We start from the raw sequence: 15777 nt of genomic DNA, 5'->3' as shown, positions 1-15777 counted from the left end.
AAGACCTCAAGGGAGTTGGAGGGGGCGCCGACAAAGGATCCGTGAGTACCCTTGCGCACACCATGATGACCGCCGCCCGCTCCGCAGACTCTGGTCTGGCCGGCCCGGGCGAACTCGACCGCTACCCCTACGCCGAGGCCCCGGTGGCCGACCGCGTCGGCGCGCCCGCCTGGGACGGCGGGGATCCCGAACTGGGCCGTGTCGGCAGGCGGGCCTCGGGCAGCCGCGGACGCGGACTGCACGGCCAACTCGTACAGCAGCTGGGACAGATGATCGTCTCCGGTGACCTGGGCGCCGACCGCCCGCTGGTGCCGGAGGAGATCGGCCAGCGTTTCGAGGTCTCCCGCACCGTCGTCCGCGAGTCCCTCCGCGTCCTGGAGGCCAAGGGCCTGGTCAGCGCCCGTCCGAACGTCGGCACGCGCGTGCGTCCCGTCAGCGACTGGAACCTTCTCGACCCGGACATCATCGAGTGGCGGGCCTTCGGGCCGCAGCGCGACGACCAGCGCCGGGAACTGAGCGAGCTGCGCTGGACGATCGAGCCGCTCGCCGCCCGTCTCGCCGCCGGACACGGGCGCGAGGAGGTGCAGCAGCGCCTCTGCGACATGGTAGAGATCATGAGCCATGCGCTGGCCCAGGGTGACGCGCTCACCTATTCGCGGGCCGACACCGAGTTCCACGCGCTGCTCATCCAGATCGCGGGCAACCGCATGCTGGAGCACCTGTCCGGCATCGTCTCGGCGGCGCTCCAGGTCTCCGGCGGCCCGGTCACCGGCTGTGACCGGCCGAACGAGGCGTCCCTCGCGCAGCACGCGCGGATCGTCGACGCGCTTGGTACCGGGGACGGCACGGCGGCGGAGACCGCCATGCGCCAGCTCCTCACCGTCCACCCCGAGGTGGAGCGCGTGGTCCCCGCCCCGCGCGAGCACTGACCTCGCGAGGAACGCGGTGCGGTCGCCGGTGTGCGGCGTTCTCGTGGTACTCGTGGCGGCACCAGGCCCGGGTACCGGCCGCCGCCGGACCCCGCCGGACCATCTGGAGTCCGGCCGGGTCCGGCGGTGACGGGAAGCCCTGGTCGTGGGTGAGGCCGGTCCGAAGGCCAAGGACGATCTCATTTGCACATGTCTGATCGCCTTTGACCGTATACGGGGTGTGACTCGGGCCACGCAGATTGGGCGTAACGCTCGTGGAGACAGCGCGATGACCTAAGAGGTGACAGCCGCGGAAGGAATACGGACGCCGATCCAGGCGCTGTGAATCTTCCCGGCCCCCGCCCGCGCCGTCGGCCCATCCCCAGGCCGGTGGTCGGCTCCTGTCCGCAGTGGACGGTGCCGGAAGCCGTTTTCCAACGTTCCGAGAGGTTGTTCGTGTCGGCCAGCACATCCCGTACGCTCCCGCCGGAGATCGCCGAGTCCGTCTCTGTCATGGCGCTCATTGAGCGGGGAAAGGCTGAGGGGCAGATCGCCGGCGACGATGTGCGTCGGGCCTTCGAAGCTGACCAGATTCCGGCCACTCAGTGGAAGAACGTACTGCGCAGCCTCAACCAGATCCTTGAGGAAGAGGGTGTGACGCTGATGGTCAGTGCCGCAGAGCCCAAGCGCACCCGCAAGAGCGTCGCAGCAAAGAGCCCCGCCAAGCGCACCGCCACCAAGACGGTCGCGGCGAAGACGGTGACCACCAGGAAGGCCACCGCCACCACGGCCGCCCCCGCGGAGCCCGCCGCTCCGGACGCAGCCGATTCCGCCGAAGAAGCCGCACCCAAGAAGGCCGTCGCCAAGAAGGCGACCGCCAAGAAGACGGTCGCGAAGAAGGCAGCCGTTGCGAAGAAGACGGCCGCCAAGAAGACCACGGCCAAGAAGGACGACGTCGAGATTCTCGAGGAAGAGGTTCTCGAGGACACCAAGGTCGCCGACGAGCCCGAGGGCGCCGAGAGCGCCGGCTTCGTCCTGTCCGACGAGGACGAGGACGACGCGCCCGCGCAGCAGGTCGCCGCGGCCGGTGCCACCGCCGACCCGGTCAAGGACTACCTGAAGCAGATCGGCAAGGTCCCCCTGCTCAACGCCGAGCAGGAAGTCGAGCTGGCCAAGCGCATCGAGGCGGGTCTGTTCGCCGAGGACAAGCTGGCGAACTCCGACAAGCTCGCCCCGAAGCTCAAGCGCGAGCTGGAGATCATCGCCGAGGACGGCCGTCGCGCCAAGAACCACCTCCTGGAGGCCAACCTCCGTCTGGTGGTCTCCCTGGCCAAGCGCTACACGGGTCGCGGCATGCTCTTCCTGGACCTCATCCAGGAGGGCAACCTCGGTCTGATCCGCGCGGTCGAGAAGTTCGACTACACCAAGGGCTACAAGTTCTCCACGTACGCCACCTGGTGGATCCGTCAGGCGATCACCCGCGCCATGGCCGACCAGGCCCGCACCATCCGTATCCCGGTGCACATGGTCGAGGTCATCAACAAGCTCGCGCGCGTGCAGCGCCAGATGCTCCAGGACCTGGGCCGCGAGCCCACCCCGGAGGAGCTGGCCAAGGAACTCGACATGACCCCGGAGAAGGTCATCGAGGTCCAGAAGTACGGCCGCGAGCCCATCTCGCTGCACACCCCGCTGGGCGAGGACGGCGACAGCGAGTTCGGTGACCTCATCGAGGACTCCGAGGCCGTCGTCCCGGCCGACGCGGTCAGCTTCACGCTCCTGCAGGAGCAGTTGCACTCCGTCCTGGACACCCTGTCCGAGCGCGAGGCGGGCGTCGTCTCCATGCGCTTCGGTCTCACCGACGGTCAGCCGAAGACCCTCGACGAGATCGGCAAGGTGTACGGCGTGACGCGTGAGCGCATCCGCCAGATCGAGTCCAAGACCATGTCGAAGCTGCGCCACCCGTCGCGTTCGCAGGTGCTGCGCGACTACCTCGACTAGGTCGCGGTCGTCCGACGGCGAAAGGCCCGGTCCCCCTCGTGGGGGCCGGGCCTTCGTGCTGCGCGCTTTCGTGACGTGGATGACTCTGGGTGTCCCTGGAGGACCCAGAGTGAGGAGCATGCATGCGCCGTTCCGTTGTCCGGGCACTGATCCGGCCGCTGGCCCTGGCGGCCACCGTGACCGCGATACCCATGGTGAGCGCGGTTCCCGCCGTCGCCGACAGCGTCGTCGTCGGAGGGTTCCCGATCGACGTCTCCCAGGCTCCGTGGACGGTGGCGCTGGCCAGCCGTGACCGGTTCGGAGGTATGAGGGCGGGCCAGTTCTGCGGCGCTGTGGCCGTCGGGCGCACGACCGTCGTCACCGCGGCCCACTGTCTGTCCGAGGAGGTCCTCGGGGCACCGCCGAACCGTGTGCGCGACCTCAAGGTCATCGCGGGTCGCACCGACCTGCTGTCGGAGCAGGGCGAGGAGATCGCCGTGCGGGAGATCCGGCTGAATCCCGCGTACGACGTCACGACCAACTCAGGGGACTTCGCGGTCCTCGGGCTCGCCGGACCGCTGCCGCAGAGTGCGGTCGTGGCCATGGCGGGCGCCGGCGATCCGGCGTACGCACCGGGCACGCAGGCCATGGTGTCCGGGTGGGGGGACACGACCGGCGGAGGCGCCTACGCGCACCGGCTCCATGCCGCGCGCGTACGCGTACTGCCCGACGAGATGTGCGCCCGCGCCTTTCCCGGTGGCCCCGACGGCGCCTACCGGGCCACCACCATGCTGTGCGCCGGTGAGGCCGGCGGCGGCCCCGACGCCTGCCAGGGGGACAGCGGCGGGCCTTTGGTGGCCGGGGGACGGCTGATCGGTCTCGTGTCGTGGGGGAGCGGCTGCGGGCAGCCCGGGCTCCCCGGCGTCTACACGCGCGTCTCGGAGATCGTACGAGCGCTGCGGCCGGACGCAGGGACACAGCCCTCCGCGAGCTCGTAAGCGCGCGTATGCGGGTATGAGCACGGGCGGCCGCTCCTGGTGAGGAGCGGCCGCCCGTGCACCGGCCTGTGCCGGGGCTGGCTCGTCGTGGTGCGAGATTCAGCGCTCTTCGTCGGAAACGGTGTTCGGAACGGACGTCAGCCGCTCCGTCTCGTCCTGTATCTCAGCGGCGATCTTCTTGAGTTCCGGCTCGAACTTGCGACCGTGGTGGGCGCAGAAGAGCAGTTCTCCGCCGCTGAGCAGGACGACGCGCAGGTATGCCTGGGCGCCGCAGCGGTCGCAGCGATCGGCGGCCGTCAACGGGCTCGCGGGGGTCAGAACAGTAGTCACGTCGCCTCTTCTCTAGCTCGACGAGCTGTCGTACCAGGGTCAACATCCAACCAGCCCGAAAACGTTCCCGCTCGTGGCTTTTCCTCGAAAAAATCTTTCCGGGGCGGCTGTCTGCTGCCGGTTGGCGGCGAATGTGCCGTATTGCGTCTCTTGTATGCGTACGGGTTCGCGCTGTCTTGCTGTCTCGGTCCTCCCGGCCGGGTTGCCGGTTGTTCATGAGGACGTGCCCGGAGCCTAAATGGTTCATGCCTCGAAGGGAACGTGATGTGTGCTTCACTCCATCGAGGGATCGAACGTGCATACGAGCCTGGACTAGTCTGACTTGCCGACGAGGGTGGCGTTACACCGGCTCTACCAGGGCTCGGTACCCTCTGTGCGGCGACCGAAGCCGCCCCCTTACCCAAAAGGGGGCCACCTGAAATTCAGCGAGGAGCGAACCGCGTGACCGCCGATACGTCCGTGCCGTCCACAGCGCTGCTGGCAGGAGCAGACCGGGACGGTTCCAACTACACCGCGCGGCACCTGCTCGTCCTCGAGGGACTTGAGGCCGTGCGCAAGCGCCCCGGTATGTACATCGGTTCGACCGACAGCCGCGGTCTGATGCACTGCCTGTGGGAGATCATCGACAACTCGGTGGACGAGGCCCTCGGCGGCTACTGCGACCACATCGAGGTGATCCTCCACGACGACGGCTCCGTCGAGGTGCGCGACAACGGCCGCGGGATCCCCGTGGACGTGGAACCGAAGACCGGCCTGTCCGGCGTCGAGGTCGTCATGACCAAGCTGCACGCCGGCGGCAAGTTCGGAGGCGGCTCCTACGCGGCCTCCGGCGGTCTGCACGGCGTCGGTGCCTCCGTGGTCAACGCCCTCTCCGCCCGCCTCGACGTCGAGGTGGACCGGGGCGGCCACACGCACGCCATCAGCTTCCGGCGCGGCGTGCCCGGAGCCTTCGCCGCCGAGGGGGCCGACGCGAAGTTCGAGGCCAAGAGCGGTCTGCGCAAGGCCAAGAAGATCCCCAAGACGCGCACCGGCACCCGCGTGCGCTACTGGGCCGACCGGCAGATCTTCCTCAGGGACGCCAAGCTGTCCCTGGAGAACCTGCACCAGCGCGCCCGGCAGACCGCGTTCCTGGTGCCCGGCCTGACCATCGTCGTCCGTGACGAGTTCGGCCTGGGCGAGGGCGGCAGCAAGGGCGAGGAGTCGTTCCGCTTCGACGGCGGTATCAGCGAGTTCTGCGAGTACCTGGCGAACGACAAGGCGATCTGCGACGTCCTCCGCTTCTCGGGCAAGGGCACCTTCAAGGAGACTGTCCCGGTCCTGGACGAACACGGTCAGATGACCCCCACCGAGGTCACCCGCGAGCTGGGCGTCGACGTCGCGATGCGGTGGGGCACGGGCTACGACACGACCGTCAGGTCTTTCGTCAACATCATCGCCACCCCCAAGGGCGGCACCCACGTCACCGGTTTCGAGCAGGCCCTCACCCAGACGCTGAACGATGTGCTGCGCGCCAAGAAGCTGCTGCGCGTGGCCGAGGACAACATCGTCAAGGACGACGCCCTGGAGGGCCTCACCGCCGTCGTCACGGTCCGGCTGGCCGAGCCGCAGTTCGAGGGACAGACCAAGGAGGTCCTCGGTACCTCGGCGGCCCGCCGGATCGTGAACAGCGTGATCAGCAAGGAACTGAAGGCGTTCCTCACGGCCACCAAGCGGGATGCCGCCGCGCAGGCCCGGGTGGTCATGGAGAAGGTGGTCGCGGCTGCCCGCACCCGGGTCGCGGCCCGGCAGCACAAGGACGCTCAGCGCCGGAAGACGGCCCTGGAGTCCTCCTCCCTGCCGGCCAAGCTCGCCGACTGCCGCAGCGATGACGTCGACCGCAGCGAGCTGTTCATCGTCGAGGGCGACTCCGCGCTGGGTACGGCCAAGCTGGCGCGGAACTCCGAGTTCCAGGCCCTGCTGCCGATCCGCGGCAAGATCCTCAACGTGCAGCGGTCGTCGGTCACCGACATGCTCAAGAACGCCGAGTGCGGCGCGATCATCCAGGTCATAGGAGCGGGCTCGGGCCGCACCTTCGACATTGACCAGGCCCGCTACGGCAAGATCATCATGATGACCGACGCCGATGTGGACGGCTCCCACATCCGCTGTCTGCTGCTCACGCTGTTCCAGCGCTACATGCGGCCCATGGTCGAGGCCGGCCGGGTCTTCGCCGCCGTGCCGCCGCTGCACCGCATCGAGCTGATCCAGCCGAAGAAGGGGCAGGAGAAGTACGTCTACACGTACTCCGACCGTGAGCTGCGCGACAAGCTCATGGAGTTCCAGAGCAAGGGCATCCGGTACAAGGACTCCATCCAGCGCTACAAGGGTCTGGGCGAGATGGACGCCGACCAGCTGGCCGAGACCACGATGGACCCGCGTCACCGCACCCTGCGCCGCATCAACCTCTCCGACCTGGAGGCCGCCGAACAGGTCTTCGACCTGCTGATGGGCAACGACGTGGCACCCCGCAAGGAGTTCATCTCCAGCTCGGCGGCGACGCTGGACCGGTCACGCATCGACGCGTAGCCGCTGCGCTGGACCTTGGCCGACGGGGCTTCCGCCGATGGGGGTGGTCGTCCGGGATGCGGTCTAGGTCAGGGCAGGCGTTCCGTGTGGGTGTCCGTTGCCGGGCGGGGCAGTGGCGTAGGCGGGGCTCGCTTGGAAGCGGGTCCCGCCGGGCAGGCGGGCCGGGGCTGGGTCAGGGTTTGCCCGGTGGCGTCCGAGTGGACGCCTGCCGGGGCATTCCGGGATGAGCCCCGGGCCGGACGGCGTGAGTGGACCGGTGGGAGGCAGGGTGTCCGCTGTTGCCAGCTCGCCAGCTCGCCAATACCGCTGGCCGCGGGTCGTCCGTCGGCCGGCGGCCCAGGGGCGACCCCGAGCGGCCACCGCCCGATTACCCCACGAGAGCCCACGCTGCCCCCAGCCCAGTTGCTGCACGGCGGCCCCTCCGGCCGTGTCCCGCCTGTTCAGCACGAACCCCACTGGCCTGATCCGCCTGTCCGGACCCACCGCCCGGTAACACCGTCACCACCACCGCCACCCCGCCCCTTACGACCACCCACCATCCGCCCCCGAGGATCTCTCCACCCCTGGGTGGAGGCGGGCCGATTCCAGGTTCCACCCGTGATCCACCCCTGCTCCGATCCCCTGGCCTGCGGACTTCCGTAGCTTCGAAGGCGTCGGCAGCACTCGCTTCCGGCACAGCCCTCTCGCTCACGGAGGTCCAGATGCCCGGGCTCGTCAACGCGCTGGTGATCGTTGCCGTGGTCGCCATAGTGATCGCGCGGCAGTTCCGCGCCCGGGCGATCGACACGGACCGGCGCTGGTGGCTGCTGCCGGTGATCCTGGCCGTCGTCTCACTGCGCGAGCCCGGCATCCTCGACGCCCACCACCGCGCCGAATCCGTCGGCCTGCTCGTGGTCGAGCTGTTCATCGGCCTGGTCACCGGCATCGGCTGGGGCTGGACCACCCGCATCTGGACCGCGCCGGACGGCGTCGTATGGGCCAAGAGCAGCAAGGCGAGCGGCGCCGTATGGATCGTGGGCATAGCCCTGCGAGTCGGCGTCTTCGCCCTCGGCTCCGCTCTCGGCGTGCACCAGGACAGCTCCGCGCTGATGCTCGGCCTCGCCGGCACCCTGTTGGTCCGCGGCGGGATCCTGGCCTGGCGGGCCCAGTCCATCGCCGCCCCCAGCCAGTCCAGCGGCGCCCCGATCCAGTCCGTCGGCGCCCCGAGCCGCCCCGTCCCGAGCCGTCCCGCTCCGGCGTACGGTGACGACGAGCGGTCGGCGTGGAAGGAGCGCGTGTGACAGAGAACGCCTGGACACGCTGGCCGTCACGCGAAGCGCTCGGCCGCTCGGGAACCACCTTTCCCCGGCGCACGCTCGTCTGGGCCGTCCGACTGCTCGTGCTGGCCGTGCTCCTGTGGGGTGCCTTCAGCCAGAGGCACGTCGGTCTCTGGGAAGCACTCGCGGCAGCGGCGGCGATCCTGCTCGCCGCTCTCGTCTCCTGGGCCTTCTTCCGGACCACCTATGAGCACCGGCTGGTGCCCTCCCTCGCACTCATCGGTGTGCTCCTGGGCATCGCGGTCGCCGCCGAGGCCACGGGATTCAGGGGGCCGGCGCTCGTGATCTGGTGCGGTTGCGGGGTCGGCGCGCTGGAGCGGCTGCCACTAGGGGCGGCGGTTCCCGTCGCGTCGGTTGCCCTGGCCTCGTACTCCGCGTTCACCAACGACGTCTGGCTCACCACGGCCGCCACCGTGGCCGGCATGGCCCTCGCCGGGTACGTCCTGCGGCTGGACGCGGAAGCCCGGGGCAACGCGCAACGGCTTCTCGCCCAGGAGCGGGCCGCCCGCGCGGCCGAGGCCGAGTCCGCGGCACTGGCCGAGCGGGCCCGCATCGCACGGGAGATCCACGACGTGCTGGCACACAGCCTTTCGGCGCAGCTGGTGCACCTGGAGGCGGCCCGCCTGCTGATCGAGAACGGCGCGGATCGCGAGCGGATCCTGGAGCGGGTGGTGGCCGCCCGGGGCATGGCCCGTGACGGCCTCGCCGAGACTCGGCAGGCGCTGTCGGCGCTGCGGGGCGAGCTGACCCCGCTGGAGGAGTTCCTGACCGAACTCGTCAGCGCGGCCGACGGCGCCGGGGTCACCGTCACAGGTGAACGCAGACCCCTGCCGGCCGAGGTGTCCCAGGCCGTGCGGCGGGTCGCCCAGGAGGCACTGACGAACATCCGCAAGCACGCGCAGGGCGCCAGAGTGGCCGTACGGCTCGACTACAGCGAGCACGAAGTGACGCTGAACGTCCGGGACTCGGGCGGCGAAGCGGGCGAACTGAACGGATCCGGAGGCGGGTACGGTCTGCTGGGCATGCGTGAGCGCGCCGAGCTGCTGGGCGGTTCGCTGGACGCGGGACCGGACGAGGAGGGGTTCGCGGTGACACTGAAGGTGCCCGTATGACGGAGACGGAGGGGGAGCGGAAGCCCGCACGGGTGGTGGTGGCCGACGATCAGACCGTGGTCCGTGAAGGCATCGTGATGCTCCTCGGGCTGTTGCCGGGCGTGGAGGTGGTCGGGGCCGCGGGTGACGGGGAGGAGGCGGTGCGGCTGGTCGGGGAACTCGCCCCGGACGTCGTGCTGATGGACCTCAGGATGCCCCGCTGCGACGGCGTGGAGGCCACCCGGCGGATCCGGTCGCAGTACCCGGGCACGCAGGTCGTGGTGCTCACCACCTACGCGGACGACGATTCGCTGTTCCCCGCGTTGCGGGCCGGGGCCCGGGGCTACCTGACCAAGGACGCGGGCGGTGACGAGATCGTCCGTGCCGTGCACAGTGTGCTCTCGGGGGACGCGGGGCTGTCGCCGAGTGTGCAGCGACGGTTGCTGGAACGGCTGTCTCAGGCCGAGCCCGTGCCGGCGCCAGCGGCCGGCGAGGCGCCCGACGGGCTGACCACGCGCGAGACCGAGGTCCTGGTGCTGATCGGCGAAGGTCTCAACAATCAGGAGATCGCTCGCCGGCTGCATGTGTCGACCGCGACCGTGAAGACCCACATCAACAACCTCTTCGCCAAGACGGGGCTGAAGGACCGGGCACAGGCCGTGCGGTACGCCTACAGCAAGGGGCTGGTGCGGCCACCGACCGGGTGAATCACCTGATGGGGTGAAGAGCCGGAAGAAGAAGAGTCAGGGATCACCCCGTTCTGTCCATCCTTGGGCATGCAGTCAAGCAACGGTCGTCCTCGTGGAGTCGGGGACGGTCCCGAGAGATCGGCCGGGAACCAGGAAGGCGACGGCGCGCCCTCCCGTGACATGACGTACGAGGACCCCTGGGACGACACGTTGGCCTCGGGCTGGGGCGAGGTGGACAGTGCGGGCATGCCGGCGCCGGCCGTGCCGCCCGCACGCGCTGAGCCCGGCGCGGCGGCGGCGCGCGCCCGCGATGTGTACGTCGAGGTTCAGCGGAGTGAGGCGTTCCAGGAAGTGCGCGGCAGATACCGGCGGTTCGTGGTGCCTGGGGTCACGGCCTTCCTGGCGTGGTATGTGGCGTACGTGGTCGCCGCGACCACCGCGCCGGGGCTCATGGCCCGGCCCGTGGTAGGCGCGGTGAACGTGGCGATGCTCGCGGGGCTAGGACAGTTCCTCACCACGTTCCTGTTCACCTGGGCCTACGCCCGGCACGCGCGGCTGCGCCGGGACCGGGCCGCGCTGGAACTGCGCTGGGACACCCAGGAACTGGCCCGCGGAGCGCAGGGAGGGGCCCCGTGACCGGTGACCATCAGACTCTGGCGCTGCTGCTGTTCAGCGGATTCGTGGCGGTCACCCTCGGCATCACGACGTGGGCGAGCCGCAGGCGGCACGGTTCGGCGGAGGAGTTCTACGCGGGCGGGCGGCTGTTCTCCCCGATGGAAAATGGTTTTGCCATCGCGGGCGACTACATGTCGGCGGCCTCCTTCCTGGGGATCAGCGGGCTCATCGCGCTGTACGGGTACGACGGGCTGCTGTACGGGGTGGGATTCCTCGTCGCGTGGCTGGTCGTGCTGTTCCTGGTGGCCGAACTGGTGCGCAACTGCGGGAAATTCACGCTGGCCGACGTGGTGGCCGCGCGGATGAACGAGCGGCCGGTGCGGATCGCCGCGGGAGCGTCCTCGGTCACGGTTTCCGTGCTGTACCTGGTGGCGCAGATGGTCGGCGCGGGCAGCCTGGTGGCGTTGCTGCTGGGGCGGACGGGCGGCGCGGCACAGGCCTGGACGGTCATCGGTGTCGGCGCGCTGATGGTGATCTACGTGTCGTTGGGAGGGATGCGGGCCACCACCTGGATCCAGATCGTGAAGGCGGTCCTGCTGCTGAGCGGGACGGTCGTACTGACCGTCCTGGTCCTGCTGCGCTTCCACGGCGATGTCGACCGGCTGCTGCTCACGGCGGCGGAGCGCAGCGGTCATGGCAGGGCGTTCCTGGCGCCGGGGCTGAAGTACGGCGGGGACTGGAACGCCCGGTTGGACTTCATCAGCCTGGGGCTCGCGCTGGTGCTGGGCACGGCCGGGCTGCCGCACATCCTGTCCCGCTTCTACACCGTGCCGACCGCGCGGGCGGCCCGCCGCTCCGTGGTGTGGTCCATCGGTCTGATCGGCAGCTTCTACCTGATGACGATCGTCCTCGGCTTCGGGGCGGCGGCGGTGGTGGGGCCGCAGACCGTACGCGGATCCAACGCGGCCGGGAACACGGCGGTGCCTCTGCTCGCCCTCGACCTGGGCGGCGGATCGGGCTCGACCGGGGGCACCGTGCTGTTCGCGGTCGTCGCCGCCGTGGCCTTCGCCACGATCCTCGCGGTGGTCGCGGGCATCACCCTCGCCTCCTCGGCCTCGGTGGCCCACGATCTGTACGCGTCACTGCGCCGCCGACGCGGCAAGCCCCGCAGCGAGGTGGCCGTGGCCCGGTGCGCGGCGGTCGGCATCGGCGTCGTGGCGATCGGGCTCGGCCTGCTGGCCCGCGATCTCAATGTGGCCTTCCTCGTCGGCCTCGCCTTCGCGGTCGCCGCCTCGGCGAACCTGCCGGTCCTGCTCTACTCGCTGTTCTGGCGCGGCTTCACCACACGGGGCGCGGTGTGGGCGGTGTACGGCGGGCTGCTCCCGGCGATCGGGCTCGTGTTGCTCTCCCCGGTGGTGTCCGGCAGTCCGGAATCCCTGTTCCCCGGCGTCGACTTCCAGTACTTCCCGCTGGAGAACCCGGGCATCGTCTCCATCCCGCTCGGCTTCCTCGCCGGCTGGCTGGGCACGGTGACCTCGGACGAGGTTCCGGACGAGGCCAAGTACGCAGAGACGGAGGTGCGTTCGCTGACCGGGGCCGGAGCCGTGTAGCCGGGCGGCGGACCCGCTACGGCGCCACCCAGGCGTACCGGTGTTCCGGACGGCCGGTGTCGCCGTACTTCAGGGAGAGGCGGAGACGGCCCGCCTGTTCGAGGTGGCGGAGATAGCGCTGGGCGGTGGAGCGGCTCAGGCCGGTGCGGGCGGCCACCTCGTGGGCCGAGAGCGGATGGTCGGCGCGGTGCAGGACACCGCAGATGAGGTCGGTCGTGGGCTCGGAGTGGCCGGTCGGCAGGCCGGGCGCGGAAGGGGCGGGGGCGGTGCGCAGGGCGCCGAAGATCCGGTCGACCTGTTCCTGACCCGTCAGGCCCCGGCCGCCCACCCGGTCGACCGTGCGGCGCAGGGCGGCGTAGGAGTCCAGGCGGGTCCGCAGCGCGGCGAAGGTGAAGGGCTTGACGAGGTAGTGCAGGGCGCCCAGGCGCATCGCCTGCTGGACGGTCGTCACATCGCTGGCCGCCGTGATCATGATGACGTCGGTGCCGTGGCCCTGCTCGCGCATGCGGTGCACGAGTTCGAGGCCGGTCTGGTCCGGCAGGTAGTGGTCGAGCAGGACCAGGTCGATGGAGCCGCGTTCCACGGCGGCCAGGGCCTGGGCGGCGCTGTGCGCGCGGGCGGCCACCCGGAAGCCGGGAACCTTTCCCACGTACTTGGCGTTTATCTCAGCGACACGGAAGTCGTCGTCGACCACCAGGACGTCAATCATCAGGCCTCTCCTCACAAGGCCGGCGAGCGTTCAGCCCGTGTTTCGGCTCCGCAGTTGTAGCGCGAGCAAAACGAGCACAACAGGTTCTTGCGAGCAAAAGAACGGCTTGTGCTCACAAGACTCCTGCCGTGGCCGGGGCCACACCTACCGTCCCGGCCCATGAGCGCACACACCAGCCCCGCCATCGAGCTGCGGGGCGCTAGCAAGATCTTCAGAACCCCGTCCGGGGGACTGCACACGGCGGTGCGCGGCCTGGACCTCACCGTGGAGCGCGGCGAGTTCGTGGCCGTCGTAGGACCGACCGGATGCGGCAAGTCCACCACGCTGACCCTGGTCAGCGGCCTGGAGGAGCCCACCGAGGGCGAGGTGCTGGTGGCCGGGGAACCGGTCGACGGGGTCGGTGACAAGGTCGGCTTCGTCTTCCAGCAGGACGCCACCTTCCCCTGGCGGACCGTGCTGTCGAACGTCATGGCGGGCCCGCGCTTCCGGGGCGTGCCCAAGGCGGAGGCCAAGCAGAGGGCCCGTGACTGGCTGGCGCGGGTGGGACTCGCCGCCTTCGAGGACCGCTATCCGCACCAGCTCTCCGGCGGCCAGCGCAAGCGGGTCGCCCTGGCGGCCACCTTCGTCAACGACCCCGAGATCCTGCTGATGGACGAGCCGTTCTCGGCGCTCGACGTGCAGACCCGGGCGCTGATGTCGGACGAGCTGCTGGAGCTGTGGGAGGGCACCGGCGCCTCGGTCGTCTTCGTCACCCACGACCTGGAGGAGTCCATCGCGCTGGCCGACAAGGTCGTCGTGATGACCGCCGGACCCGCGACCGTGAAGCAGGTCTTCGACATCGACCTGCCTCGCCCGCGCAAGGTCGAGTCGGTGCGGCTGGAGCCGCGGTTCATCGAGATCTACCGCGAGATCTGGGAGTCCCTCGGCGAAGAGGTCCGCATCACCCGTGAGAGGGGTGCCGCCCATGTCGCCTGAGGTTCTCAGCACCCCGGTCGTGGACACCGTCAAGACACCCGATCGCGCGCGGACCCGCGCCCAGGCCGCTCGCCGGCGCAAGATCCTCGTCAACGTCGTGCGCGTGGTGCTCCTGGTGGCCGTCCTCGGACTGTGGGAGGCGCTGTCCCGCGCCAAGGTCATCGACCCGTTCAACTTCTCGATGCCCTCGAAGATCTGGGACCAGATTTGGACCTGGGTGACCCACGGGACAGCGCTCGGCTCCCTGGGCGAGCAGATCTGGTACACGCTGTACGAGGCCCTGCTCGGCTGGGTCATCGGTGTGGTCGCCGGTGTGCTGCTCGGCATTGCGCTCGGGCGGATCAGATTGCTCGCCGAGGTTCTTGGTCCATACATCAAGGTGCTCAACTCGATTCCCAGGATCGTGCTGGCGCCCATCTTCCTGATCTGGTTCGGACTCGGGCCGTCCTCCAAGGTTGCCTCCGCCGTGGTGCTCGTCTTCTTCCCGGTGTTCTTCAACGCCTTCCAGGGCGCCCGCGAAGTGGACCGCAACCTCGTGGCCAACGCCCGCATCCTGGGCGCGAGCGACCGCAGGGTGACCCTCCAGGTGGTCATCCCGTCGGCCACCTCCTGGATCTTCACCAGCCTGCACGTCAGCTTCGGCTTCGCGCTCATCGGCGCCATCGTCGGCGAGTACATCGGCGCGACCAAGGGCATCGGCCTGCTCGTCTCGCAGTCGCAGAACACCTTCAACGCCGCCGGCGTGTACGCCGCCATGGTCATCCTCGCGGTGGTCGCCCTCGTCGCCGAGGGGCTGCTGACCTTCGCCGAGCGCCGCATCTTCCGCTGGAGGCCCACCGGTTCCGACAGCTGACCGGTCCCCTCGCCACCCCCCGCTCCTTCCCGCACAGCCCTCTCACAAGGACGTGACCCGCATGCGCAAGACCGCCAGATACGCCTCCCTGGCCGCCGCCGGACTGCTCGCCCTCTCCTCGCTCACCGCCTGCGCCAACGACGCGGCAAGCTCCACGGCCGACACCGGCAGCGGTGGGGGCGGCGGAAAGGGCGAGTCGGTCAAGATCATGGTCGGCGGCCTGGACAAGGTCATCTACCTGCCCGCGATGCTCACCCAGCGCCTCGGCTACTTCCAGGCGGAGGGGCTCGACGTGCAGCTCCTCAGCGAGCCCGCCGGGGTCCAGGCCGAGACCGCGCTCGTCTCCGGCCAGGTGCAGGGAGCGGTCGGGTTCTACGACCACACCCTGGACCTCCAGGTGAAGGGCAAGTCGGTGGAGTCGGTCGTGCAGTTCTCGCACGCGCCCGGCGAGGTCGAGGTCGTCTCGAACAAGGCCGCCGGCGACCTCACCTCGCCCAAGGACTTCAAGGGCCGCAAGCTGGGCGTGACCGGGCTCGGTTCCTCGACCGACTTCCTCACCAAGTACCTCGCGGTCAAGAACGGAGTGAAGATCAGCGACTTCACGCCGGTCGCGGTCGGGGCCGGGCCCACGTTCATCGCGGCGCTCCAGAAGGGCGCGATCGACGGCGGCATGACCACTGACCCGACCGTCGCGACGATCCTGGACAAGAAGGCCGGGAAGATCCTCATCGACATGCGCACCCCCGAGGGCTCGCAGGAGGCGCTGGGCGGGCCGTACCCCTCGTCAAGTCTGTACATGCAGACGGACTGGGTGAACGGACACAAGGACACCGTCCAGAAGTTGGTCAACGCATTCGTCAAGACGCTCAAGTGGATGTCCACGCACAGCGCCGACGAGATCGCCGCCAAGATGCCCGCCGACTACTCCCAGGGCAACAAGGCGCTGTACGCGCAGGCCATCAAGAGCACCCTCCCGATGTTCACCGACGACGGCGTGATGCCCCAGGGCGGCCCCGAGACCGTCGAGAAGGTCCTCAAGGCGTTCAACCCCAACATCAAGAACGCGAAGGTCGACTTGAGCAAGACGTACACGACGGAGTTCGTCAAGGCCGTCAAGTGACCGCCGCATCGATGTGAAGCG

The 15777-nt window shown here is 69.6% G+C and carries 14 protein-coding genes; 12 read left to right on the top strand and 2 right to left on the bottom strand.

Annotated elements, in window-relative coordinates; all coding sequences use genetic code 11:
• Positions 1-41: 41 nt before the first annotated feature.
• The 3 genes from OO52_RS27335 to OO52_RS27325 all read left to right on the top strand — a co-directional run bounded on the left by OO52_RS27335 (position 42) and on the right by OO52_RS27325 (position 3883).
• Positions 42-929 carry a FadR/GntR family transcriptional regulator gene (locus OO52_RS27335; protein ID WP_048910235.1) on the top strand — a complete coding sequence of 296 codons (888 nt, stop codon included), beginning with the start codon at positions 42-44 and terminating at the stop codon, positions 927-929.
• Between the two features lie 435 nt (positions 930-1364).
• Positions 1365-2906 (top strand): RNA polymerase sigma factor, encoded by a 1542-nt coding sequence (locus OO52_RS27330; RefSeq protein ID WP_030647573.1) that lies wholly within the window; start codon positions 1365-1367, stop codon positions 2904-2906.
• Positions 2907-3028: 122 nt separating this feature from the next.
• On the top strand, positions 3029-3883 hold the full coding sequence (locus OO52_RS27325) for a serine protease (RefSeq protein ID WP_030647570.1): 855 nt from the start codon (positions 3029-3031) through the stop codon (positions 3881-3883).
• Positions 3884-3982: 99 nt separating this feature from the next.
• Here the strand turns inward: OO52_RS27325 and OO52_RS27320 are convergent, their stop codons facing one another.
• A complete protein-coding gene (locus OO52_RS27320) occupies positions 3983-4213 on the bottom strand; it encodes a DUF7455 domain-containing protein (RefSeq protein WP_030647568.1) in 231 nt (76 codons plus the stop codon).
• A 441-nt stretch (positions 4214-4654) separates the two neighbouring features.
• On the opposite strand from OO52_RS27320, the gene OO52_RS27315 reads away from it, so the two are divergent.
• The 6 genes from OO52_RS27315 (at position 4655) to OO52_RS27290 (ending at position 12099) form a co-directional block, all read left to right on the top strand.
• Entirely contained in the window at positions 4655-6778 is a 2124-nt protein-coding gene (locus OO52_RS27315) for a DNA gyrase/topoisomerase IV subunit B (protein WP_030647565.1), read from the top strand.
• A gap of 701 nt (positions 6779-7479) precedes the next feature.
• Positions 7480-8058 carry a DUF1453 family protein gene (locus tag OO52_RS27310; protein ID WP_030647562.1) on the top strand — a complete coding sequence of 193 codons (579 nt, stop codon included), beginning with the start codon at positions 7480-7482 and terminating at the stop codon, positions 8056-8058.
• Positions 8055-9206 (top strand): sensor histidine kinase, encoded by a 1152-nt coding sequence (locus OO52_RS27305; RefSeq protein ID WP_030647559.1) that lies wholly within the window; start codon positions 8055-8057, stop codon positions 9204-9206. The genes OO52_RS27310 and OO52_RS27305 overlap by 4 nt, the downstream gene beginning before the upstream one ends.
• Complete coding sequence (locus tag OO52_RS27300) at positions 9203-9892, top strand: response regulator transcription factor (RefSeq protein WP_030647556.1); 690 nt, start codon at positions 9203-9205, stop codon at positions 9890-9892. Before OO52_RS27305 ends, OO52_RS27300 begins: the two co-directional genes overlap by 4 nt.
• Before the next feature lie 162 nt (positions 9893-10054).
• Positions 10055-10510, top strand: a complete 456-nt coding sequence (locus OO52_RS27295; protein WP_030647553.1) for a DUF485 domain-containing protein — start codon at positions 10055-10057, stop codon at positions 10508-10510.
• Positions 10507-12099, top strand: a complete 1593-nt coding sequence (locus OO52_RS27290; protein ID WP_030647550.1) for a solute symporter family protein — start codon at positions 10507-10509, stop codon at positions 12097-12099. The genes OO52_RS27295 and OO52_RS27290 overlap by 4 nt, the downstream gene beginning before the upstream one ends.
• Positions 12100-12115: 16 nt before the next feature.
• Here OO52_RS27290 and OO52_RS27285 read toward each other — a convergent pair whose 3' ends face one another.
• Positions 12116-12808, bottom strand: a complete 693-nt coding sequence (locus OO52_RS27285) for a response regulator (RefSeq protein WP_030647547.1) — start codon at positions 12806-12808, stop codon at positions 12116-12118.
• Between the two features lie 159 nt (positions 12809-12967).
• Between OO52_RS27285 and OO52_RS27280 the strand changes: the two genes are divergently transcribed.
• From OO52_RS27280 to OO52_RS27270, 3 genes are all read left to right on the top strand, one after another.
• A complete protein-coding gene (locus tag OO52_RS27280; RefSeq protein WP_030647544.1) occupies positions 12968-13783 on the top strand; it encodes an ABC transporter ATP-binding protein in 816 nt (271 codons plus the stop codon).
• Positions 13773-14636, top strand: a complete 864-nt coding sequence (locus OO52_RS27275) for an ABC transporter permease (protein WP_030647541.1) — start codon at positions 13773-13775, stop codon at positions 14634-14636. The genes OO52_RS27280 and OO52_RS27275 overlap by 11 nt, the downstream gene beginning before the upstream one ends.
• 61 nt (positions 14637-14697) lie before the next feature.
• Complete coding sequence (locus tag OO52_RS27270) at positions 14698-15756, top strand: ABC transporter substrate-binding protein (RefSeq protein WP_030647537.1); 1059 nt, start codon at positions 14698-14700, stop codon at positions 15754-15756.
• The last annotated feature ends 21 nt before the right edge of the window (positions 15757-15777 follow it).

Origin of the sequence: Streptomyces flaveolus, assembly GCF_000716535.1 — a bacterium.
GTDB classification, from domain to species: domain Bacteria; phylum Actinomycetota; class Actinomycetes; order Streptomycetales; family Streptomycetaceae; genus Streptomyces; species Streptomyces flaveolus_A.
Note: the sequence above shows the minus strand (reverse complement) of the source record. Positions and strands in the feature narration are given on the sequence as shown.